This window comes from Aquincola tertiaricarbonis (assembly GCF_000969605.1).
Lineage (GTDB): Bacteria > Pseudomonadota > Gammaproteobacteria > Burkholderiales > Burkholderiaceae_C > Aquincola > Aquincola tertiaricarbonis.
This window is the reverse complement of the sequence record NZ_JZUE01000040.1, coordinates 1-23479: the sequence shown is the minus strand read 5'-3', so window position 1 is coordinate 23479 and position 23479 is coordinate 1. Positions and strand designations below refer to the sequence as shown.

At 64.9% G+C, this 23479-nt stretch carries 17 protein-coding genes; 6 read left to right on the top strand and 11 right to left on the bottom strand.

The features are described from left to right. Window positions 1-1564: 1564 nt before the first annotated feature. From VO99_RS26380 to VO99_RS26370, 3 genes are all read left to right on the top strand, one after another. Window positions 1565-2368, top strand: a complete 804-nt coding sequence (locus VO99_RS26380) for an alpha/beta fold hydrolase (protein WP_046115950.1) — start codon at window positions 1565-1567, stop codon at window positions 2366-2368. Window positions 2369-2388: 20 nt separating this feature from the next. Next, a complete protein-coding gene (locus tag VO99_RS26375; RefSeq protein ID WP_083440950.1) occupies window positions 2389-4314 on the top strand; it encodes a hybrid sensor histidine kinase/response regulator in 1926 nt (641 codons plus the stop codon). A 762-nt stretch (window positions 4315-5076) separates the two neighbouring features. Further along, window positions 5077-6102: a hypothetical protein gene (locus VO99_RS26370; protein ID WP_046115949.1), complete on the top strand. Its 1026-nt coding sequence runs from the start codon at window positions 5077-5079 to the stop codon at window positions 6100-6102. Between the two features lie 415 nt (window positions 6103-6517). On the opposite strand, the gene VO99_RS32055 is transcribed toward VO99_RS26370, so the two are convergent. The 3 genes from VO99_RS32055 to VO99_RS29250 all read right to left on the bottom strand — a co-directional run bounded on the left by VO99_RS32055 (window position 6518) and on the right by VO99_RS29250 (window position 10883). Then, window positions 6518-6754, bottom strand: a complete 237-nt coding sequence (locus VO99_RS32055; RefSeq protein WP_083440949.1) for a DUF2382 domain-containing protein — start codon at window positions 6752-6754, stop codon at window positions 6518-6520. A gap of 369 nt (window positions 6755-7123) precedes the next feature. Continuing rightward, window positions 7124-7801 carry a PEP-CTERM sorting domain-containing protein gene (locus tag VO99_RS26365; RefSeq protein WP_046115948.1) on the bottom strand — a complete coding sequence of 226 codons (678 nt, stop codon included), beginning with the start codon at window positions 7799-7801 and terminating at the stop codon, window positions 7124-7126. 349 nt (window positions 7802-8150) lie between these two features. Beyond that, window positions 8151-10883, bottom strand: a complete 2733-nt coding sequence (locus VO99_RS29250; protein WP_198157083.1) for an ATP-binding protein — start codon at window positions 10881-10883, stop codon at window positions 8151-8153. Window positions 10884-11107: 224 nt separating this feature from the next. Between VO99_RS29250 and VO99_RS26355 the strand changes: the two genes are divergently transcribed. Further along, entirely contained in the window at window positions 11108-13192 is a 2085-nt protein-coding gene (locus VO99_RS26355; protein ID WP_083440947.1) for a sensor domain-containing diguanylate cyclase, read from the top strand. A gap of 802 nt (window positions 13193-13994) precedes the next feature. Here VO99_RS26355 and VO99_RS26350 read toward each other — a convergent pair. The 4 genes from VO99_RS26350 to VO99_RS32045 are packed head-to-tail and all read right to left on the bottom strand — an operon-like array spanning window position 13995 to window position 17460. Continuing rightward, a complete protein-coding gene (locus tag VO99_RS26350; protein WP_046115946.1) occupies window positions 13995-16238 on the bottom strand; it encodes an ATP-binding protein in 2244 nt (747 codons plus the stop codon). A gap of 48 nt (window positions 16239-16286) precedes the next feature. After that, window positions 16287-16748 (bottom strand): sensor histidine kinase, encoded by a 462-nt coding sequence (locus tag VO99_RS32050; RefSeq protein WP_375136422.1) that lies wholly within the window; start codon window positions 16746-16748, stop codon window positions 16287-16289. Next, window positions 16712-17281, bottom strand: a complete 570-nt coding sequence (locus tag VO99_RS26345; RefSeq protein WP_046115945.1) for a sensor histidine kinase family protein — start codon at window positions 17279-17281, stop codon at window positions 16712-16714. The genes VO99_RS32050 and VO99_RS26345 overlap by 37 nt, the downstream gene beginning before the upstream one ends. Beyond that, window positions 17185-17460: a PAS domain S-box protein gene (locus VO99_RS32045; RefSeq protein ID WP_157039805.1), complete on the bottom strand. Its 276-nt coding sequence runs from the start codon at window positions 17458-17460 to the stop codon at window positions 17185-17187. Before VO99_RS32045 ends, VO99_RS26345 begins: the two co-directional genes overlap by 97 nt. A 956-nt stretch (window positions 17461-18416) precedes the next feature. Here VO99_RS32045 and corA point away from each other — a divergent pair. After that, window positions 18417-19391: a magnesium/cobalt transporter CorA gene (gene corA / locus VO99_RS26335; RefSeq protein WP_046115943.1), complete on the top strand. Its 975-nt coding sequence runs from the start codon at window positions 18417-18419 to the stop codon at window positions 19389-19391. A 224-nt stretch (window positions 19392-19615) separates the two neighbouring features. Here corA and VO99_RS31045 read toward each other — a convergent pair whose 3' ends face one another. Beyond that, a complete protein-coding gene (locus VO99_RS31045; protein WP_198157081.1) occupies window positions 19616-19783 on the bottom strand; it encodes a hypothetical protein in 168 nt (55 codons plus the stop codon). A gap of 153 nt (window positions 19784-19936) precedes the next feature. Between VO99_RS31045 and VO99_RS31040 the strand changes: the two genes are divergently transcribed. Next, window positions 19937-20284 carry a response regulator gene (locus VO99_RS31040; protein WP_046115941.1) on the top strand — a complete coding sequence of 116 codons (348 nt, stop codon included), beginning with the start codon at window positions 19937-19939 and terminating at the stop codon, window positions 20282-20284. Between the two features lie 243 nt (window positions 20285-20527). On the opposite strand, the gene VO99_RS26320 is transcribed toward VO99_RS31040, so the two are convergent. From VO99_RS26320 to VO99_RS26310, 3 genes are all read right to left on the bottom strand, one after another. Next, window positions 20528-20797: a hypothetical protein gene (locus tag VO99_RS26320; RefSeq protein ID WP_157039801.1), complete on the bottom strand. Its 270-nt coding sequence runs from the start codon at window positions 20795-20797 to the stop codon at window positions 20528-20530. 447 nt (window positions 20798-21244) lie between these two features. After that, window positions 21245-22186 carry a transglutaminase-like domain-containing protein gene (locus VO99_RS26315; RefSeq protein WP_083440944.1) on the bottom strand — a complete coding sequence of 314 codons (942 nt, stop codon included), beginning with the start codon at window positions 22184-22186 and terminating at the stop codon, window positions 21245-21247. A gap of 811 nt (window positions 22187-22997) precedes the next feature. Continuing rightward, window positions 22998-23479 (bottom strand): manganese catalase family protein (locus tag VO99_RS26310; protein ID WP_046115939.1); only part of this gene is annotated, 482 nt, incomplete at its 5' end.

The following is a 23479-nucleotide window of genomic DNA, read 5'->3' as shown; positions in this document are numbered from 1 at the left end:
GCAAACTGCGGGCCTGGAAATGGAAGCGGCCAGCCCTCCCGCAAAGCAGCGTGACCGTCGAGCTAAGCGCCTGAGCGCCTTTCATCTATCAAACCTGCGACACCGCGTCAGTATCTTTCTTCGCAGGCGGCCCGCTTTGCGCTCGAGAGCCTGCGGATGGGAGTGCGCAGTGGAGGGCCACCTGGACGGCAACTGGCGGTTTGGCGGGGGCAAAGCTCCGTTCAGGGGACGCGGGCAGCGGCCGCTTCCACGTCAAGGCGAAGGCCACAAGGTCAGAAGGCCATGAGCTACGACCGCATAAAGCAGGCGGAGTCCAGGCTCAAGGCGCAATCGGTGCGCCCTGACGCGCGCCGAAGCCACCTATGACGTGGCGGCCGGCGGCTCCCACCAGGCCCGAGAGTGCGTGTAGCAACGCCAGCGGGAGGCCAAGCTTCAGCGCGGGCGCAGTAACGAAGACGACCGCCGCCAGCGAAGCCCTGCGGGAAGCGAGCGCAAACAGGACATGTCCGAGGAGACAGTCCAGGAACTTCAACGACCGGAAGAACCGCATCACGATGCGCACCGGTGGCGGGATTGACCGGCGTGCAACGCCCAGCGCACGGTGGAGGCCGCGTACATCATCGTGACGGCCGGACCGGACCACAGCGCCCCGAATGCACACTGGCTGCTGCCATTAAGCAAATCGGTAGGCGCCCAGCCGGGGCGCGATGCCAAAGTGGCACTGGCCAACGCCGCCAACGCATTGAGGAGGCGATCTTTGGGAGCGCGCCGATTGAGGTGGTAGCGGTCGGTCGCGGGGTTCCAGTAGCACGCCGAGGTCGCTTTGCAGCGGTGCCCACACATCGCGGCGACGGCCGTCGCCCTACAGACCACAGAGGTTATGCGGCCTACCATAACCGCAAGAAGACGCCGAGCCGACACACGGCCAGAGTGAAGGCTCGCGTGCAGGGCGCTGAACCGGTAGAACCGCAGGCGCATGGCGTGGCTCTGCGCAGCCGAGCAGCCGAGCAGCCGAGCAGCAGCGTCAGACTGACTGGCGCTGCCCTCTTGGTAACAGGCTGCAGGAGGCGGTCGAACACGCTCGATCTCCTGCATGACGGGGGCTCGGGCGTACCGTGCGCAAGCGCCGCAGCCCAGGCGGCTGAGTGGCTTCTACGGGGTGCACTCCGGGGCGCGGTGATGCGGACCGCTGGTGCAGAAGGGAGGCGGCTGGCTCCAACCTGGACAGCCGCTGTACTTGAGCTGCCCAGTCGGCGGCCTCTGAGCGGACCGGGTCCCTCGGCTCGGGTCAATGCCACCAGCATTCGCCCCCCCAGTGGAAAGTGAGCATGCGGCATGAGGCGGCCGCCCCGGGGTATCGCTTTGTGTCGTGTCTTTGTGCGACCGGCAAGCTCACCCGCTGCCCGGCGTTGTTGATGGCGTCCTTGGTACCATCTGCACGAGCGTTGACGATGCGGGTCGTGCACACAAAGCCGGTAAGCTGTCGCACCTGCCGGGCGGGCACATACGATGGCCACGGCACACGTTTTGCCATCAAGGCGAGCACGCCAGAAGGGGCACCACAATGAGCGTGATGGAACGCAGCAATGTCCGAATGGGGGATTCCGACCGTCAGCCGCTTGTCTTTGCGCACGGGTTCGGGTGCGACCAGCAGATGTGGCGATTTGTGGCGCCTGCGTTCGAAGCGAGCCACCGCGTGGTACTTTTCGATCACATTGGATGCGGGCACGCCGACTTGAATGCCTACGATGAACGTCGGCACAGCCACTTGCGGGGCTATGCCAGCGACATGGTTGACATCATCGAAGCGGCTGACCTGCGGGATGCGGTCCTGGTCGGGCATTCCGTGAGTGCAATGATTTCCATGCTGGCCGCACTGCAGCTTCCCCATCGTGTCAAGGCGCTTGTGATGGTCACTCCATCGCCCCGTTACTTGAACGATCTGCCTGGTTACGTCGGCGGGTTCGAACGGCAGGACGTTGAGGCGTTGATCGACATGATCGACAACAACATGCTTGGCTGGGCCAACTTCCTTGCCCCTGCGGTGTTGGGGTCTGACGGCGACCCTGCGTTGACGGAAGAGCTGAAGTCAAGTTTCTGCGCGCTGGATCCTTACGTGGCACGTCGCTTCGCAGAGGTCACTTTCCTGGCTGACAACCGCGATGACTTGGCAAAGCTGCTGTTGCCGACCCTCATCATTCAAGTGTCTGACGACGCGATTGCGCCACGCAGCGTCGGTGATTACGTACACCAGCGGCTTGTTGGCAGTGAGCTTGCCGTGATTGACGGAAGTGGGCACTGTCCTCATATGACGCACCCGGCCGAAACAATCAACCTCATCTGGCGGTTCTTGAATCGGCTTTGTTGAGTGGTCACATCAGGGCGACAATGGTCGACGCAATCGACAGGAGATTCGACGAAGTACCCTGTCCATGGCTGCGCATTGATCCTCACGCACGCATCAGTGCCGCGAACGTGGCACTGTTTGCCTTGCTGGGATGCGAGCGTGAAGTCGTCGTCGGCACCAGCTTCGACGTGTGGCTGACACCCGCCTCGCGGGTCCTTTACCAGAGCATGGTGCAGCCCCTGCTGAATCTGCACGGCCACGTCACCGAGCTTGCGATGACGGTGCTGACGCGGGCCAGGGCCAGGGCAGACGTTCTGCTGTATGCGCAACGCCAGGAAGACGGTGGCGTGTCCATGCAACTGGTCCTCATTCGCCAGCGACGGCGCATCGAGAACGAGTTGTTGCGGATCAAGCGGGCAGCGGACCAGGCGCCAGGCATGATCTTTCAGTTGGAGCGCGTGGGCGAGGACGGGTGGCGTTTTCCATATGTGAGCGACACTGTGCGTCACCTTTTTGGAGTGACGTCGGACGAGGCGGGGCGCTCGGCTGATGCGGTGTTTCACTGCTGGTCGGCGGATGATCGAGCGATGCTGAAGAAGGAGCTTGAGCTTGCAGCAGCGGGAAGCACAGCGTTCCGGGTACTGGTCCGCCTGTCGCCAACGCGGGCCGGACAGCCCCAGCGCTGGCACGAAGTGCAAGGACATGCTCGCGGACGAGGCGATGGCGGTCAGCTTTGGCACGGTCATGTCGCGGACGTCACAGAGCGAGTGGCCATGCAGGATGCAACCGTGCAAAGGCGCTCGCTTGAACGACTCGCCCAAGCTCGCAGTGAATTCATCGCGAGGGTGAGTCACGAGCTCAGAACGCCGTTGAACGGCATCATGGGCTTTGCACAGCTGCTGGCGGTCGACGACGCGGCGCCATTGGTCGGGGTGCAGCGAAATCGCTTGTCCGTCATCCTCGACTCAGGCCGCCATCTGCTTAACGTCGTCAATCAGCTACTCGACATCTCTCACATCGAAAGCGGCGCGCTGCAATTGACGCTGCAGCCGGTTACGCTGGCCGCCGAATTTAGACAGGTGCTGCAGCTGATGTCCTCTGCCGCAAGAGAGAAGGACGTTCGTCTCAAGTGTGGTCCAGCCCCTTTTGGCGGTGTAGCTCTCGCAGAGCCGCACCGGCTGCGGCAGGTCATGCTCAATCTTGTCTCGAATGCGGTGAAGTACAACCGCCTAGGCGGCCAGGTGACCGTGTCGACATGGTCGGGCGCCGGCGAGGTGGGTTTTGAGGTGGCGGACACGGGGCACGGACTTGCACCCGAGCAAGTGGCGCAGCTGTTTCAGCCATTCAATCGACTGGGCGCTGAGAGGACCAACATAGAAGGCGCCGGCCTGGGACTGGTCGTCAGTTCACACCTGGTCGAGCTGATGGGGGGACGCATCACGGTACGCAGTGAAGTGGGCGCAGGTTCGGTGTTCCGCGTCACACTGCGTGCTGCGGACAAGCAAGACGTGAGCAAAGGCCTTTCGATGCAGGCGTCCCGCGAAGCCGAGAGAGTGCCGCCCGAGGCGTGCGCTCAAGCGACGGGGGGTCACGTGCTCTACGTGGAGGATAACCCGATCAACGTGCTGCTCATGCAGGCGATCTTCGAGCGCCGACCAACAGTGACGCTGCACATTGCGGACAACGGGCAGCAGGCCCTCGCATTGGCTGAGGCGATTGTGCCTTCACTGCTGCTGATAGACATGCACCTGCCCGATACGAACGGGGTTGAGCTGCTGAGAGTGCTTCGGCGAATCCCTTCCCTGCACACGGTGCCTGCTGTCGTCGTCTCCGCCTCGGCGGGACCGGATGCAAAACGCACAGCGAGCGAGGCAGGCTTTGATGGCTACTGGACTAAACCACTTGACCTCGCACGGACCCTGGCCGAGGTCGATGCATGGCTGCTTCCCGAACGCCGCTTGCAATGAACCTCGGCGGGCGCCGTCGATGGAGACAGTCGACTGCCCGCCACCACAAGCCCCGTCTTTGAGCGGCACTGGTCGCCGAGCTGGTTAGGGCGCGTGATGGTGTGCTGTTGCCGGCGGCATGCTTCAGCAGCCGGAATGACCGTGGGCGTTGCCGCGGTAACGACGCACTCGACGGTGTTGCTCGACCGATCGGCGCAAAACGTTCACTGAGCATGCTCTCCATCGCGCAGTGACACGCGATTTTCCCAAAGGGGCTCCTTGGGCTTCCCCCTTGTTCGCCTGCGTCCGTTCGGGACCTGACGATGCTCGTTCCGGTCGTACGCTTCAGTGCAATATTGCAGCGGGGAACCGCCACCAATGTCAACCACCGGCTGCCCGCTGCCTGGCCGCACCAGGTCACCGTCTGCGAGCTTGCACCGTCCATCCGGAAGCCGTGGAACGCGGCGACGCGGCGACTCGGCGGGTAGTTCACTCATTGCCACGGCGTTTTAGCTTGGTCGCCCGGAGCGCGGCAGGTGCTTGGGGTTGTGCAGCGGTTATTAACGCTTGCATCTGGCGCAGCGCAGTGCGGTGCGTGTACGTTGTTCCGGTTGTGTGTAGTGCCGGTGGCTGCCTGCCTGTCCTATGAGGGGCCGCCCGTCCTACATCATCGGGACCGGTTCCGTGAGACTGTGAAGAACACGGTGCGCATCCTCTTTGCAGTCGACTCAACAGAGCACTCGAGTCGCCTTGCTGCACCTCTCTTTGCTACCAGGAGATACCATGACCACCACATTCGCAAGTTCCGCAGCGCTGCCAGAGGGTTTGCATCCCATCGATGCCCACAAGCGTGTGGTGTGGGGGGCGGTGCTGGCCGGCATGGTGATCGCAGTGGTGCTGCAGTTGCTGTTGAGCCTGCTGGGCGCCGGCATCGGACTGAGTACTCTCGATCCCTTGCGGGCCAACGGTTCCCCGCAGGCATCGAGCTTCGGAGTCGGGGCGGCCCTATGGTGGGCGCTGTCGAGCCTGATCGCCTTGTTTGCGGGTGGATGGGTGGCCGGTCATTTGTCAGGTTCATCTAACCGAATGGACGCCATGCTGCACGGCCTGTTGGCGTGGGGCGTTGCCACGCTGCTTGCGGTTTACCTGTTGAGCTCGTTGATTGGCTCCGTGGTCCGGGGCGGTGCCAGCGTTGTGGGAACGGCCGCCACCGTCACCGCTAGTGGGGCAGCGGCTGCCGCAGGCCCGCTGACCGACGCGGCGAAGCAGCAAGTGGAGGCCAGCGGTTTATCGATGAGCGACGTGAAGTCACAAGTCCAGCGGCTGCTCTCGCAAACCGGAAATCCGGCGCTTGCACCGCGTTCGATTCAGGGCCAGGCGGCTTCCGCCGCAGGTGACCTCACACGCGCTGAGGCCAGTGGGGCGGCGGAGTCCGAGACTGCCGAGTTGCAGACGGTCCTCCAACGAATCATGGCGTCGGGCGGGAACGCTGTGGACCAGGCCGATCGTGAGGCTGCCGTGAACGTGGTCATGAGCCGAGCCGGGCTGGACCGCCGGGAAGCAGAGCAACGTGTGGATGGATGGATCACGTCGTACCAGCAGCTGCGCGTCAAGTGGGAACAGCAGAAGGGCGAGGCGGAGGCGAAGACACGGGAAGTCGCCGACGCCACTGCGAAGGCCTCGTCGCAGGCTTCCCTCGGTGCGGCGCTTGCTTTGCTCCTTGGTGCGATCGGTGCGGCGCTAGGCGGCAAGCAGGGGGCCAGTCGTCATCACGCCGAACCGATGGTCTTGACGCGTCGAGCGCAATGAACAGTTAGCGCTACTCGCGAAGGCTTGCCTCAGGGTAAGGTCACTGCAGCGACCTTCCCGCGGCTGGTTGCTAGCGCGTAGCGCTGTGCCAAGCGTGTTGGACGGCGCCCTCGAACCGGTCCACGCACTGTCGGGTGGTGCGTTTCCCAGTCGCTGCGAATCTCTGGTTCCATGGTCCCCGATTCGCGGCCGCTGTAGCGGCGGTCGTCCCTCAGCGCAGCACTGTACGCATAGGCTGGGGCGTATCGCTCGAAGGTAGTCCCGGTGGCGGCATACGTTGCCTTGAAGTGGTCGTGAAAGAGCCAGTCGGCCCGAGTCCCGCTGCCTAGCCCTGCGTCGGACAAGCGCTCGGCTTCCACTTCGGTACTGCGCAGCGTCTCGTGGATTTGCTCCGTCCGCTGTTGGACCGTCTTGGCTACGGTGACCTCGTGACGACGCGCGCCGTCGAGATGACGGCACGTTCCGCTGTCTCCTTGGCCACGATGGTCCGATCGGCCATCGCCTCAAGGTCGCCTGCTGTAACCGGGGGGTGCACAGGCCGGCCCTGCACTTCTGCGTGCTCGCTGCGCAGCTCCACGCTTTTTGAGAAGGGCGGTTCGACGATGCGTGAGAATACTCGTATACCCCCGGTGCAAACTTCGCGTTTACCCATCTCCAGTTCTTCTTAGATCACCGGAAGAACTGTATTGCTGGTCGCCAGGGCGTTATGGGAAGGTGCGTCAACCGCCGACGTTCCTTCGGACCAGCCCGTGTTACCCCAGTGAGACGCTTTTCCTGCCAGATCTATAGCACCGGCACTATCCAGCGCTGCCACCGGGGCATCGGCTTGCGCATCAAAGGGCATGTTCAGCACTTGCCTTGGTGCGTAAAGGACCATGCCGCATTTCTGACCACTTGCGGCCTTGCGAGCGCCGCTGATATTAGCAACAGCACGAGATCCATTTCGTCAAAGGGCGGTCGGATTGGGAAGCACATGCCCAAGCTGTGAAATGACTGCGGAACAGTCTGCGGTTACCGTCGCTCAGGATAGCGGCACTGCACGTGGCCGCTGGTGTTTGAGGAACGTAGCGATGGCGAACGTCCCCAGGCCGAGAAGCATCCAAGTGGCAGGTTCCGGCACGGGTGAAATCGCAATCGCATCCAAGTCGAATCCCTTCACGGAGCCACCTTCGTCCAACCCCCCGATGCCGATTCGAGTGAACGCACCGCCGTTGTTTGCAAGGAATCCAGCATAGGGACGAAGGTCAAATGAGACCGCGTCCCCTTTGACGGCAGGATCGGTACGAAGCTGCTCGAAGGTGCCGTTGGCGTACCACAGCCAGATGACTGCTTCTTCATGATCGCGTAACGTCTCATAAACGGTGACCACGGTGTTCGCGTCAAATGTGCGATCAAAGGCGACCTCGACATACGCGCCGCGAAACGCGCCGCCCAGCGCTTGCTCGCCAACGCCTGGAAGTGCAACGAAGCGCAAGTCCGGAGCGCCAAGCACCGCTTCCTCGATCTCAAACTCGGTGATGGGGACCACTGCAAAGTTGTCTGCGGAAGAGCTTCCATACCAACGCCCTGGCAACGACCCGAACGCCTCGCCCCTGAAGTAGTTGGTGATCTCGGAGGCAAAGGTCTGGGCGGGGGCCGCAGGGAGGACTACCGGATTCAGCGTGAGCAAGACCGCTGCAATCCTCAGCGCGTTGATCATGAGCAGCACCTTTCTCGACCGCTTCGCTGCGGGCAAGGTCTACTGTGACTCGCACAAGGCTGACAGGCTCTCCCATGAACTAGGGAAGTCCTCAATACACCGCTTTGTGGGCATTGCGTGAATGGTCCGCCAGCGATAGCGCTTTCGCCCGGCTGCACGGGTGTCTTGCTCTGGCCTAGCCAGCTTGCCGAAGCGCCTGGGCGCACGACGGGGCGCGCGCTCGGGGCGGACGGCGGCGTAGCCCGTGGATGTGTCATCGATGCGCTAGCTCATCTTGTGCTGTGCCGCCAGGCGGTCCCGGCGCCTCAGGGCGCGCAGGTCGTTTGGCCGCAACTGTCGGCTCAGCCGCTCACGCTTCAGTTCGCGATCCGTGGGTGGTGCGTGATCGCGCCGGTGTCGCTGCCGCAAGATGCTCCGCGATGCGAACACGCAACTCGGTGAAGTCAATCGGTTTGGTCCAATAGGCCGAGGCGCCGGCGTCGCGAGCGGCCTGGATCTCGTGGACCGTGCCACTGGCGGAAAGTACCACCACCGGTATCGACGAGGTCTGGACGGTAGCCTTGAGGCGGCGAAGCACCTCCATGCCCGCCATGTCGGGCAAGTGCATGTCCAGGAGCACCAGGTCTGGCTGCTGCGTCGCTGCTGCCTGCAGGCCGGTGGCGCCATCCTCGGCCACACGCAGTTGGGCCGATGTGTGCTGGGCGCACCAATGTTCGAGCAGCAGCGCATTGACGGCGTTGTCTTCGATGTACAGCACTTGTCCGGATACGTCGGTGGGGATCGCTTCAGCGGTGTCGGGCAGGGATGTGGCTGTCGTGGTGGCGGGTGCGGGCTCGGTGCCTTCCAGCAACACCGTGACCGTGGTGCCGGCACCTTCGGTGCTGTGCACATGCAACGTACCGCCCAGCAATTGCACGACACGCTTGGTGATGAAGAGTCCGATGCCGGTGCCGTCAATGCCGCTGTTCTCCCGACCAACCCGGTTGAAAGCTTCGAACAGGTGCGCCACCTGCGCTTCCGACATGCCTTGCCCCGATTCCCGCACCTCGATAACGACGTCCGTGTCCACTTGGTGCGCGGCCAGCCACACCTCGCCGCCCCGCCGGTTGTACTTGATGGCGTTTGAGATCAGGTTGTTCAACACCTGACGCAGCCGGAAGGCGTCAGAGCGGATGGTCACATGCAAGTCGAGCGCAAGCCGCAAGGCCACCCCGTGCTCGGCGGCCGACGGCTTGTGCAGCTCCAAGGTGGCGCGCAGCAGGTCGGAGAGGTGCAGTCGGTGGGGCGTCACGGACAACCGTCCGGTCTCGATCCTGGACAGGTCCATCAGGTCGTCAATCAGCAGTTGGAGATGGCGGCCGGCGCTGATGATATGGCCTAGGTGGCCGTGGAGTTGACGGTCGGTGCGTGCGCCCTGGCAGCCTTGTCCCAGTTGTGCAAAGCCCAGCACCGCGTTCAATGGCGTTCTCAGCTCGTGGCTGACATGGGAGAGAAAAGCGCTCTTGGCTTGATTGGCCGCCTGGGCGCCTGCCAAGTCGGCGCGCGCACGTCGGTCGTGCTCCTGGTGCAAACCAAACGCGAGGGTGCGGCCCAGCTCGGCAAGACTGCGCAGGAGGTCCCTGTCAGCGGCGTCGTCCGGGTGAAGCACCAGCAGCAGGGCGGTCGACGTACCGGCCACCGCTAGAACCGGGACGAACACGGTGTGCAGGCCCTCGGCCAGCGCTGTCACCATCGGTTGATCGGCTGTGGAGGTCCCGCTGTCAATTGACGTCCAGACCGCGACCTGGTCTGCCTGCGCGATCCACCGGTCTGCATTCGCTGAGCGTGCCGCGACCACCGGTGGTGAGTCACCGGTTCGGTGCATGGTCCACGCCGCGTGTGCCAGTCCGGTACTGACACACGCCGCACACACGGCGTGCTGGAGCGCGGCTGGCGCGGCCTCATGGGCAATGGCGTGTCCGGTGGTTGACAGCGTCTCGTGCAGCCGTCGCAGGCGCACGGCCTTCTGTTCAGAAAGCTGGACCCAGGCGGTGTGCTCGACCTGGCGGTCGATCAGGCGGTTGAACTCCTCGGCAACCCGCCCGAACTCCCCGGGCAAGTTCGCATCCGCCCGCACGTCCATGACGCCATGGCGCAGCGCGTGGGCGGTGCTGCTGATGTTGCCCAGGGCGAGTGTCAGCCGCCGGGCGGCCCCCATTGCAGCGATGAGACCCAACAGAATCCCCATGACGCCGATTGCCACGCTGCGCCGAAGCACCGCGTTCGACTCGACATACACCTGCGCCGCGGGCATGCCGGCGGCCGCCTCCAGCCCATATTTCGCGATGGGGGTCAAGGCGAATGCCCGTTCATGACCATCCACACCAACGCCTACCCTCACTGGCACGGTCGAAAGTTCAACGGCCTGGGTCAGACTATCGACGATGGGTTGCCCCATCCAGCGTGCAGGGTCGGGCAGCCGGGTGACAAACGTTTTGTTGTCCTTGCGGATCGCCACCGACGTGTGAGGTGTGCTGACCAGTGCCTGCAGTTGTGCGTTCAACACCTGCAGATCGATGGACAGCGCAATCAGACCCACCTTGTCGCCGTTGTCGTTGAACACGGGCCGGGTCATGTACTGCACCATCTTGCCGCTGAGTGGCCCTTTCAGGGCGTCGCTCAGCCAAAGCCCACTCGCTGCCATGCCGGACTGGAACCAGGCGTGCTCCGCGAAGCTGGTGCGCCGCTGGCGCGCCGCGGACGTGCACACCGGGTAGCCACGGCGGTCAAACAATCCCAAGTTCGTGTAAGCCGAGTCGCGGTGTGCAATGCCTGCAACCAAGCTGTGACAGGCTTCGGCATCCAGCTCGCGCAGGCGCTGGCGTGTGGCCATGAAATTGATCAGGTGCTCTGCCTGCTCCAGGATGTCCACCGTCCGCTCCGCTGCCTCATCGGCGCGTGCTTTGAGCGCGGCCAACGCGTGGCGTTCGGCATCCAGCCGTGCTTCGTGGATGGACAGGCCCAGCAGCAGGAGCAGCGGGCTCGCCACCGCCAGCACGATCAAAAGCAGACGCGACAGCAGGTAACCGTTTTTCCGACGCATGGTGATGTGGTTGCCGGCCGCTGCGTGCGGGGGGCCTGGATCGTGTTCGGCTGTCAGGTCTGCGCCTCTATAGGGGATGTACCCTGCCGTGTGTGACGTGCGGCACGTTCCTGTCCGGCAAATTGCATGGCCACGCCGGGCTGGACGACCGCGGCAAGAAGGCGGCCGCCGCCGGCGGCGGCCCACGTCAGCGTTGCACTCGCAGCTGACGAAGGACATGGAGGATGGGATTTTCCGCGTTCAGGGCGGAGCGCAACTGCCGATGTGATGGGCATGCGACGCCCATTTCCCTGCTGATGCCTGGCCCGCTCACCCGCGCCCTGCGGCAGACAGTGGCCACGCTCAAGTTCAAGATCGTCGCCCTGAGTGTGTTGACGGCGATCACCGGCGCCATGGGCGCTGTGCAGATCGCCTTGGATGCGACCATTTCTGACTTCTCCAAGGTCATCTCGCAGGGCCAGACCGCGGACGCCGAACGCACGGCGGCCTTGCTGGGCGAGAAGCTGTCGATGCTGCAGGCGGCATTGGGTGCGGTACAGCGGGCCGCACCGGACGCCATCTGGAGCGATGCCAAGGCGCTGGAGCGGTACCTGGTTGACAAGCCGTCCATCCATGTGCTGTTTGACGTCGTGCTCGCCATTGCGCCAAGTGGTGATCAGCTGGTTCGCCTGGAGCGGGGTGTGCCCCGGGGGCGGATGGTCAATGTGGCGAAGGAAGACACCTTCCTGCGCGCCATGTCGGGCGATCAGCCCGTGATCTCCAGGCCGCTGGTGAGCCCCGTGCTCCAGGTCCCCGTGGTGGCGATTGCGCAGCCGGCCGTGGCCCGGGATGGGCAGGGACGTCCCTTGGGGATGTTGGTCGGCACCTCGCGACTGCAGGCCGCCGAAATGTTCTCCCTCACCACACGATCGGCGGCCCGCGGCACGCAGGAGTACGTCATCGACCGCCGAGGCGTGGTGCTCTCACATCCCGATTCCCGTCAGATCCTGCAGCCGGCCCGCTTGACGCCGGGCTTGAGCGACATCGTGGACGAGTGGCTCGACATCGGCGCGCCAATCGACACCACCGGCATTGCACGCCGTGTCCCGGGCTTTTTTGTGTCGATGGCCGGCATCCCCGGATCCGACTGGGTGCTGTTGCGCACGGCCGAAGAACAGGTCGCCCTGCAGCCGGTGGAACTGACCCGTCAACGAGGTGTGCGCATTGCCTTGGTCGCCGGCTTGTTGGCCGGTGTGCTCGCCGGCATCTTGTCGTGGTTCGCCGCGCTGCCGATCACACGCCTGCGGGAGGAGGTGGAACGCTTGAAGGATTTGCCGGACGTCACGCCCGATTGGCCACGGGAGGGCGGTGAAATTGGACGTCTGGTCGGTGCGTTTTCCGACTTGATTGCCGATCGCCAACGCCAGGATGGCGAGCGCAGTGCGATGTTGAGTCAACTCAGTGTGGTGATGGACCATGCGCGGGTGGGCATTGCTTTGACCCGCAACGAGGTGTGCGTTCTGGCCAATTCCGAACTTGCGTCCATGCTGGGGCTCGATCGTGAGTCGCTCGTCGGGCAGAACCTCCAACACTTATCGCCGGCGCCAGGGCGATATGACCAGCTTCGGACGGAGATGCAACAAGCGCTGAGCCGCGTCGGAAGCGTTGAGAGCGAACTGCAGTTGGCCCATGCGCTGACGGGCGCGTTCTGGTGCCGGGTCAGGGGGCGGGCCGTCGATGCAACCAACCCATCGGCCGGTGTCATCTGGACATTCCAGGATGTGACGCAAGAGCGGTGCGAGCGCGAACAGCTGTCCTGGGCCGCGACGCACGATCCGCTCACGGGATTGAATAATCGAACCAATTTCGAACGGGCGCTCGATGACGCTTGTGCAACCGCCAAAACGCAAGGGTTTGCTGTCCTGTACGTCGACCTTGACCGGTTCAAAGCGGTCAATGACGGTGGGGGGCATGCCGCCGGGGATGCGATGCTCAAGGCGGTGGCCACCGTCCTGCTTAGCGTCGTGCGTGACTCTGACGTACTGGCGCGGCTTGGAGGCGATGAATTTGCAGCGCTGCTACCCAGGTGCTCTGCCGCACAAGCGCGCAGGGTGGCCGAGAAGATGCGGGATGCCGTGGACCGCTGTGTGCTGGGATGGGAAACAAACACCTTTTCGGTCGGTGCGAGCATCGGTGTTGTGAGCGTCCAGCAAATCTGCGAGGCCGAGCACGTGATGCAGGCGGCCGACGCCGCGTGCTACCGAGCCAAGCGAGCAGGCAGGAATCAAGTGGTGGTGAACGATCTGGCCCAGTCTGGCGCAGCGGTGTAACGAGGGTGGCTTGCGGGCAAACCGGGTGTTGCCTTCGGTGCTGGGTCCGCAGGCCAGCAGCACGGACGAGCGCTGATCTCTCGGAAGAACGGCCGCCAGCAGGCAGCCCCCCGGGTGCTCTACGACGGCGCTTTCGTCGTCGAGCCTGCGTGGACGGGGGCCGGCCGAGCCGGCCCCCGGTGGCTCTTGTCGAGAAGCCAGTTTCCCCGGCGCAGCTGCCTGTCACGGCGCCAGCCCGGACGTGCATCCGGCGCGGCGGCAGGATGCGGCGTTGCCGGTGCGCCGGCCAGCGTGTCATCGCTGGCCGTGGCGGCTGCCCCAGGGTTGGGGACGGCACGCCGTCAACGGTCGCCAGAGCGGGCCCCGGGGCGGGTGGGCCGCTTCGTCGCGTGCAACTCTGTTTTGCTGCGGGCCTAGCTTGCCAGAGGCGGCAGGCAACCGGGTCACGTCCCGCAAGGTGGAACCGGACACACCGCCGTCCCTGCAGAGGCCATCCTCGACCATTGCCAAGCACGTTCCGGCCCCTCTGGCCGTCGTGCGAGATTTCGGCGCCCGACTTGCGAGTAACCGACGACCGCCTCCTGTGGCGTGCCGTCATAGCCGGTCGCCTGCATGCCCGCTGCCCTGACGTCGTGGCGTCGGAGCGGTGATTGTCCGCCCGCGTGGTGCTGGTCGTGCATTTTCGTACGGGTTGGCGACTGGAGATCCAGCGCTTGATCGCGGTCTCCGGTGGAAACCATCGACGTCGCGGTCTTCGGCCTGGCGCCGGATCGGGGCGGCAGGAGGAGGGATGGCGCTAGGATCAACCTCGAGCCGCTTGCTGCCGGACGGTGTTCACCAGCAGTAGTTCCGCCTGGTCGATGTCATACGGTTTGCTGAGCACCACCACGTTCTGTGGAATGGCCTCCGGGGTGTAGCCGGTGGCGATAGCGCGCGCCAGCTCCGGTCGGTGGACGGCCGCCCATTTGACAAGATCAAGCCCCGACATGGAGCCGGGCACCACAACGTCACTGAACAGTACGTCAAAGTCGCCGGTGACGGTTTGCAAGGCCTGGCGGGCCGCGTCGGCCGTTTCGAACAGGGTCACGTGATGCCCCTTGTGTTGCAACGCGGGCACGACCACCGATGAGACGAGTGCGTCGTCCTCCACCATCGCAATGCGCAAGCCGGTCGGCACCAAGGAGAGAGGGGGCGGGGAGCTCTTGCCGGTCGGTGCTGCACCGGAGGGCGTCGCTGTTGTGGTCCCTGGCGCGGCGTCCGCAGCGCGCGGCGCGACCGGGAGGTACAGCTCGACGGTGGTGCCGACCCCCGGGCTGCTCTGCAGGCGCACATCTCCACCGGCTTGTTGTGCGAAGGACCGCACTTGGGCCAGTCCCAGGCCGCTGCCTGCGCCCACGGCCTTGGTGGTGAAGTACGGCTCGAACGCCCGCAGACCGGTCGCGGCGTCCATCCCTGCACCGTCGTCCGACACGGTGATGCAGACAAACCGGCCGGGAGGAAGCGTCGCGGTTTCGGAATCGGATGCCGCTCGGGCTGTGAGCACAATGTGCCCGCCCTGCTGCACTGCATCGCGCGCGTTGAAAACCAAGTTGAGGATGGCCAGCTCCAACTGGGTCGGATCGGCGTGTACGGCGGGCACATCGGCCGGCACGTGGGTCCTGAAGCGGACCTGCGCGCCGACAGCCCGGGTGATCAGTTGCAAACTCTGGTTGACCAGCGCCAGCACACTCACCGCCTGCGGCGATGGCGCCTGTTGCCGACCGAAGCTGAGCATCTGACGGACCAGTTCTGCGGCCTTGGTCACGGCACGCTGGGAAGCGCTCACGGTTCTTTCGTGGCGGTGGTTGGCCGGGTCCCGCTGCAGGACCTGCAGGCCCACGATGATGGTCTGCAGCAGGTTGTTGAAGTCGTGGGCGATGCCGCCGGTCAGTCGTCCGATCGCTTCCATCTTCTGGCTTTCCATCAGCTCGCGGTGCGCTGCTTCGGTCTGTCGGACCGCCTCGGCCACCTGCCGCTGCAGGGTGGCGTGGGCCTGCTGTGCCCGTTCACCTGCATCCAGCAGTGCTGACCCCACGGCATCGAACTCCAGAACTCCGGACACCACCCGTTTTGGCAACTGCTGGCGGCCGAGCTGCTGTGCCGCACGGCGCAACGCGGTCATCGGCCGGGCGACTCGTCGGGCGATGAGCAACGCGAACACGAGCCCGATCCCCAGCAGGGCCGCCGACGCCAGGATCGCCTGTTGAGTCAAGGTCTGAGCGGTCGCTGCCAACGTCGCGCGTGGCATCGCGATCACGACATTCCACCCGTAGCGATTCGGCGCTGAGACATAGGTCAGCGACGGCACACCGTCCAGGGTGGTCGTTTCCACCACGGTGGGCCGGCCAGCGGCTGCCAGGCGGCGCACTTGCTCGCCCGCCCGTTGGCCAATCCACTTCTGGGGATCACGGCTGCGCGCAACGATCACCTGCTGTCGGTCAATCACCGCGGCATTGCCGCTCGGCGGAAACGTGGCTGCGTTCAGGAGCTCCTGGATGGCAGCCGGCTTGAAGTTGGCAGCGACGTTGTACCGCGCAGGGCTGAAGTAGAGATCAGGTGCCAGGGCCACGACGGTCGGCAGACCCGTTTCACCCTCGGTGGGCGTGAAGAAGACCTCCGGCTGCTGCCGCAGAGGCGGCGACTGGGCAGAGCGGGCACGACGGTAGCCTGCGGTGTAGGGCACCAACGTGTTGAGGACCAGGTCGGGGCCATCGGCCACTGCAATCCACCCGCCCGTCTGACGCGCGATCAGCGTGGCTTCGCGATGGAACGCCGCCAGATCGCCAGTTTGCAGCGCTGGCGAGCCGCCCAGTGTGGTAGCCACCACCAGGCGCCGGTCGAGCTCTCGCTCGACGCTGCTGGCGAGCGCCTGACCCAGGCGCTCCAGGTCGTGCTGCTTGCCCAGCACCTGTTGGCGGTAGGTGTAGTGCGTCAGCAGCGCAAAGCCCAGAACGGCGGGCAACCACACTGCGAGGACCAGCAGAAGGAGCAGCTTGCGGATTGTCATCGTGCCACGTGGCGGAAACGGGCTGCCACGGTAACAAGATCGCCGGGTTCACGCCGCCCCGCAACCTCGGAGCCAGCGCGGCTGGCCTGTCCATCGGGCGGCAAGGGCCTGACCAGGCCAGGGGTCACCGCGACCAACATAGTGTGTGCACGCGCGGGTGCTGGCGTGTCGTGCAGGGCTACCGCCGTCTGGGGCCGCAGCCGCCTGCCATCCGGCAGGGCGCTTCAGCGGCAGACGGACGGTGAAGTCAGATCCCAGCCCGGGACCTTCGCTCCGCACCTCGACGGTGCCCCCCATCGCATCGGCCCACTGCTTGACAACCGCCAGACCGATGCCGCTACCACCGCGTGCAAGGTGTCTCGAGCGCGGTCCCTGCGTGAACAACTCGAAGATCTTCGGCAGCATCTCCGACGTGATCCCCACGCCGTTGTCCTCCACGCGGATGGCCGCGTGTTCCCCTTCGACCGTCGCCTTTAGCCAAACTGTGCCACCCGCCGGGGTGTACTTGATGGCATTGTGGAGCAGGTTGTGAAAATCTGGCGCAAGCGTTCGGGGTCGGCCTGGAGTTCAATGCGGCCTGGCGGCAACAGCGCCTCCAGGATCACGCCGGCGTTCATGGCGTCACGCCGTAGCGGATCCGCCACCGTGGTCAGGCACTCACTGAGGTCGCAGTCTTGGGAGTCCAGACTCCACCGTGGCTGTTCTGCACGATTGACGCTGTCATTTGGGTCGGCCGCCAGTCGTTCCAGGCTGTGGATCTGGCGCTTCATGATCTCGACCACCTGCTCGCAGGCGCCCCCAGTACGGCTCAGCAGTTCCACAGCGGACGTCAGTGCATGCAGCACGTTGGCGTGCTCATGCAGGAAGGTGCGGTCGGACTGCATGCGCCGGGGATCCAGTTGCTGCTGGTGCACGATGCGGTTCTGCATGGCCACCAGCTGCGTCTTCAGGTCGGTGCGGTCGCGCAGCAACTTGACAAATCCCAACAGCACGCCGTCATCGTCTCGCACGGGGGTGACGATGCCGCTGGTCCAGATGCGCACGCCTCCCGCCGGAGGTGCCACCGGTCGTCCTCGGAAAAGCCCACCTTCTGAGCAATCGTCAGTTCATGCAAATCAAGCCCCTGGTCACGGTCTTCTTCAACAAAGATGACGCTGAACGGCCGTCCGGTGAGGTCTTCGCGTGGGTAGCCCAACAACGTTTCGCACGCACGAGATGCCAGGCGATGACGCCGTGAACTTCAAGCGCCAGGAATGCGTGGATCTGCTCCGGGCCGGGCCAACGGACCATCATCCCGCGGATCAAGCGCGGATGCTGTGCCTCCATGACAACCTCGGCTCACATTGCAACGCAGCGGAATTTTGACACTGTCCAATGCCGCGGCCGCCAGCGCGCTCAGCGTTCAGCTTTCAGCGGTGCCGTACCTGCGCGTGTTCGGCCTCCTGCGGACCCAGTCGGTCGTTTCCCGGTCCGTGCCACATGGCGGGTGGAGGCTGCCGCTTCAGCACCGGAACAGCCGGCTGTCGGCGCAGCACACCGTGTGAGTGGTGTCGCCTGCGAGGGACACGGCTGAAAGCGGCTCCCTTGTCGCTGGCATTCCGCTGCGCTCGAGCGGTTGTCTGACGTGCTCGGCCGCGCCCGGCGCCAGCGGAAGCCAATCGGCGAAGAGGAGCCAGGCCCCTGTGCGGGACGCACACCGAAGGACACTGTGTGGGCGCGCGAGGTGGCGTGCCGTCCCGCGGTTACAAGATCCGAATCGGGCCGCCGTGGGTTACCGTTGGGTGCCGCAGTGGACGCACCAGGCCTTGACGGCAAGTCCGGCGCTTGTCAACAAGACGGTGACCACGGTGGTGAGCGAGTCCGCCCAGGGGCCAGCGCTTGCTGACCGCCCGGCGGCCGCCCTCGCATTGGAGAATCTGTGGATCGGGCCGGGCACAGCAACGTGTGGTGCGGCCGTGCCGCCAGGCACGCCTTCAACTGCGCAAGAGCCGCCGGCGTGGCGTCCATACGCAGTTCGTTCGATCACTCGCCATTGCGATTGCCCTGCCTGGTGGGTGCTGAAGGCTGCCGACCGGTCGAAGCGGCACACGGGCAGGCGTCCGGCCTGCCGGACAATCGGTTCAGCGCGGACCTTGGATCACCGAGGTCAGCGAGCCCCGATACCACCAGGAGAGCTGTGTGTTAGTCAATTGTGTAGCGTACCGGCGAGGCGTGAAAGTGGCCGACATTGCCGTCGAAGCCATCAGCGACCATTTGGACGACCACGACACTTTTGTCTGGGTGGCGTTGAAGGACGCCACGGTCGAGGAGCTGCGAACCATGCAACATGAGTTCAACCTGCATGATGTGGCGGTTGACCATGTCGTTCGTGGGAATCAGCGACCGAAAATCGAGCTCTACGGCAGCTGTCTGTACCTGTCGATGCAACTGGTGGAGCAGGCTGGTTCGAGCGAGCAGCCCCTGCGCATGGGCGAGGTGTCGGTCTTTGCCGGTCCCAACTTTGTGCTGTCGGTGCGCAATCACAGCCAGCTTGACTTCCTGGGCGTGCGCCGGCGTACCGAGGCTGAGCCCGAACTGCTGCGACTGGGGGCGGGATTTGTGCTGTATGCGCTGATGGACTCGGTGGTCGATCGTTATTTTCCTGTGGTGGACTTTTTGGAAAGCGAATTGGAGCGGATCGAAAACGACATCTTCAGCAATGGCAGCGCACGATCGAATGTCGAACGGCTGTACCACCTCAAACGACGGGTGATGGAACTGCGGCGGGCCGTTGCGCCGCTGCGAGAGGCCCTGGGAGAGTTGCAAGGGCCGCGCGTGCCCGCCGTGGCGGCACCGGTCAAGGAGTACCTGCGGGACGTTCTCGACCACCTGTCGCGCATCAACGCCTCGATCGACTCGATGCGCGAGACGGTCAACACGGCCATCCAGGTCACGCTGTCCATGACGGGCATCGAAGAGAACACGGTGGCCAAGCGGCTTGCGTCGTGGGCCGCCATCTTTGCGGTGTGGACGGCGCTGGCAGGCGTCTGGGGCATGAACTTCGAGTTCATGCCGGAACTAAGATTGCGCTATGGCTATGCGATGGCGCTGGCGGTGATGGCCGCGGCCTGCGGGACGGTGTACTGGCGATTCCGCCGTGCGGGTTGGCTGTAATGACGGGGGTGTGCGGTCGCGCGGCCGGTGCGGCTCCCTTGCGCAACCCCGCCTCATCCGCCGGTCGCCGTTGAAAGAGCGGAGTGGTGTGGGGATGCGGCATCGGGACCCGGGCACGCGGCGGGACAGGAACCTGACGTTTGCAACAGTGCCATGCGGCGTCCCCCGCGGCGCCCTGCCTTGGTGGGCATCGCTCAATGGTATGGGCTACTGGCGCCCTCGGCCTAGACGCATCGTCGAGCCGGCAGCCCCTCGGCCGCATCAAACGACAGGTCACCACCCCGGTGCAGCTTCATGACCAGGTCGAGCACTTCGAGCGCCGGAACCAAAGGATGCACACGGTGCAGCCTGAGCGCAAGAGCGAGGATTTGCTGGGCGTTGTCGTCGGCCATGCGGCACAGCGTAGCACTGAGACACATCGGACGTCGGCAACCGCACCCGTCCTTTGCCCCTGGATGTCACCCACAGGCCGGCCCTTGCAGGCGGCTGCGGCGGTGCCGGCATCTCTTGAGCCCCCAGCGCTGGCGCCGTTGCGAGGCAAGCGCGTGCTGTTGGTCGACGATGATGCCGGCAGCCTGACGACGTTCGCCTTGTTGGTGGGCACGGAAGGCGCCCTCGTAAACACGGCCGCCGACGCCCAGACCGCGCTGGGCCTGTTGGCGCACCAGTCCTACGACGTGCTGGTGTCCGACCTGGGCATGCCGGACATGGACGGCTTTGCCCTGATCGCGGCGGTACGCCAGCGTTGGCCGGGCCAGCGCCTTCGAGCGGTGGCGGTGTCCGGGTATGGGCGACAGGCGGATCGTCTGCGCGCGCTGGAGGCGGGCTTCGATGCCTTTGTGGCCAAACCGGACGCCTTGGAGGACCTGGCGGCGGCGATCGGCAGGTCCTGATTCTTCGGCCGCAGCGAAACGCGCTCCGGGCCGTGTGGCGACGGGCGCCTCACCGCGCGTATTCAATGCTGCAGCGCCCCCTTCCGGGGAAGCCAAGTCCGACCTGTTCGGCCATCCGGGCTTCCAAAGCAGGGCGGCAAGTCAGCCCAATAGCGCGGTGCACCGTCTGTCCGCGCCGCCAGGGTCCTCATGGAGCAGGCGCCAGCACAGCAGGGCGCACGTCAACGCAAGTGCCGTTCACGGTCAATGCGCGCCGTTGCCCTCGGCTTGAATCAAGGCCTGGATGGTGAGGCGGTTCACGGCCGCTACCACCGCCTGATCGACGCGGCTCTCGGCGTCGCCATGCCGCCACAGATCGTCTGCCGCCATGTCGCCGTGCAGGCAATGCCAACCGCCTGAGACGCAGCCCCACGCGGTCCAGCCAATTGAATCAGGCTTCAAGTCAAACCACGCGGCGAACGTGACGATCAGTCCGGTGGCCTCGTGAAGGCACTGGCCCACCAATCCAGGCATAGAAACTCCTGTTGCAACGGCTCGTTCAGGGCAAGCCATGCGCCGCTTTCGGGGGCAGGGCCTCTGAGCGGGCATGTTCGGCGAGAACCCGCGCAATCGGCGCCGCGCGCTGCTGCTGACAGCGCATGACGTGCGGAGTCCGCCGCATGGCATGAGGCGCTGCGCTCCGGCACCGCGCAGGCCGCTGACGCGTTTCGCCGCGCGCTTTGCTTTGTGTATGAGACCGCGCCAGCGGCGGTTTGGTCGGGCCAACGGGGCCCGTTTCCGCCCCGCTTGAAATGCGCCCGTGTGGACGTCACGGCGCCGTGCTGATCGATTGTGACGTCATGTCGCTGGCTCACACGAGAGCAGGCGGCCGAATGAGGATCGCTGCGGCTGTCGCGCTGGGCTTCGGTCCCGATCCGTCCGCTGATGCCGCCACACGCGCTGCGCAGCCAGGGCCGAAAGTCAATCCGGCAACTGATAACTAGGCGGCGGACTGGTGGCCTTGCTGGGCAGGGAGGTCCAATCTCGCCCGGTGGGCGTTGCCGGCGCCGAGGTCGAGATGGCTTCCCGGCAGTGGTGCGGCAGCTGGGCACCGTCCTGCTCCACTGCTTGCACCATGATCCGTGGCGCCCAGGGCTGCACTTGTCCGAACATTGTTGCAAAGGCCACATCAGCCGCGTCCCGGCCCGTGCCCAGGCGCAAAAACCCCATGGGGATGCCGGTTCCGGACGGATCGAACAGGTACCAGCGATCGCCCAAGTAGACCTCCACGTAGGCATGAAAGTCTGGCGGTCCCAGTGCGGGATCTGCACCGTAGTCGGTGCCGGTGGCAATGCGCGCGGGAATGTTCAACGCCCGACACAGCGCAATCATCAGATGGGTGAAATCACGGCAAACGCCCACCTGCTCGATCAAGGTGTCAACGGCGGACGTGTTGACATTGCTGGTGTTCGACTTAAATTCCACATGTTGCTGCACCCAGTGCTGCACTGCGAGCACGCGGCTATAACCTGGCCACAGCTGCCCAAACTGGTTGAAGGCCAATTTAAGCAATCGGTCGGACTGGCAATAACGGCTGGGATACACATACGGCAAGACGTCCACCGGCAGCTCGCGCGGCGGCACTTCCCTCAAGGTGTCCGGCTCCGCCAGATGGTGCTCCAGTCGCACGCTGGCTGCGTAGCTGACTTGCAGCGGGCCCGCTGCCGCGTGGACCCGGAGGAAGCGCGTGCCGGAACGCGCATCCACAGCAATGTCGGGTGACGCGGGTTGGTTGAGCACCAGCTGTTCCGATTCAATGGTCTGACACGCAGTCTCTGCCACGTGGATGTTGAACACGAAGTCCGCCCCGTCAGCGCCTGTGATGTCGTATAACAAGTCGACTTTGTACTGCAGTCGGATCATGTGCCTCCTCCGAACGAGATCTCGACACCAGGCGCCGCGAAAGCCGTTGTGAGACCAACGACCGGCTGACAGGTTGAGGTGCTTGGCGGTCCAGAAACCGGGCAGTCGGTGTGCCACGCGGCATGCACCGCCTGATGCCGCTGCTCTTCGGCGGGGACACCTATCACCTTCGGCTGGCCCGGGTCGGCGGTTGCGTTGTCTCCTCACGGGGTGCATCAGCGAGCGGCGCACCCGTGCTTCTGCAACGTCACTTCCCGGTGGCAGGTGCCGAGCGTTGGCCGACCGCCCCATCCGCGCGGACGGCCGCCGGACCCCCCGCATCTGATTGCCCTTGAGACGCCGCAGGTGAGGGCCAATCGCTGTACCAGCAAACCTGCCAGAGGTTCCGCGGCACCATCGTAGTGCAGCCTACCCTCGCACCGGGAACTACGCGGCCCATTTCGGTGTTTGCGGACGCTCGGCCCACAACCTGGAACTGACGCTCATCTCATACCGCGCACCGGCCCGCGCGGTGGGCCTGGCGCCATGGAGTGCTGGGCACGAGCCGTCGCGAGCGGTGGCAGGCCGGGGGGAGAGGACAGGGACCGTACGCTGGCCACGTACCGTGCAGGGCGTCCACTGCGACGAGTGCGGCATGCGTTTTGATGGTGCCGCGGTCGTGGCTTGCGCGCAGAGTCGGCGTCGACCACGGCGCGTGTACCGTGGGCTCGGCGACTCGGCACTCTGCCGCACAGACCGCGCCAGGATTCACGAGCAGGCAAAAGCGCGGTGCAGTGACGTATGGAGGTGTGCTCGCCACCCCCGCACCCCATCACAGCGCGTCTTTGGTCCCCGAGGGAATCACCACACCTGCGCCGAGGTCGGTGCCAGTCATCGGGTCCGATTGTGGATCGGACATCGTGCGTGCCGCCATCTGTTCCACGACTTCGTCCTCGGCAGTGGTCAACTGCACACTGAACTGGCCATCGCCGCCGTCCACCGCCGACTGGTCCGCGCGGTCGCTGACGTAGGTGAAGTTTTCATCGCTGTTCCACGGTCCGCGCAGGTCGCCCACGCCTTGCGACATGTTGTAGTAGATGCCGTCGAACGGCTTGACCGGCGGCTGCTTGCCCGCCGGGAAGTTGGGCTGGATCGAGTACAACGCCTTTTCGAAGCTCTTCTGGTGCGCCACTTCGCGCGTCATCAGGAAGCCCAGCGCCTCCTTCACGCCTGGGTCGTCGGTCAGCGCGATCAGGCGCTCATAGACGATCTTGGCGCGCGACTCGGCCGCGATGTTGGACCGCAGGTCGGCCG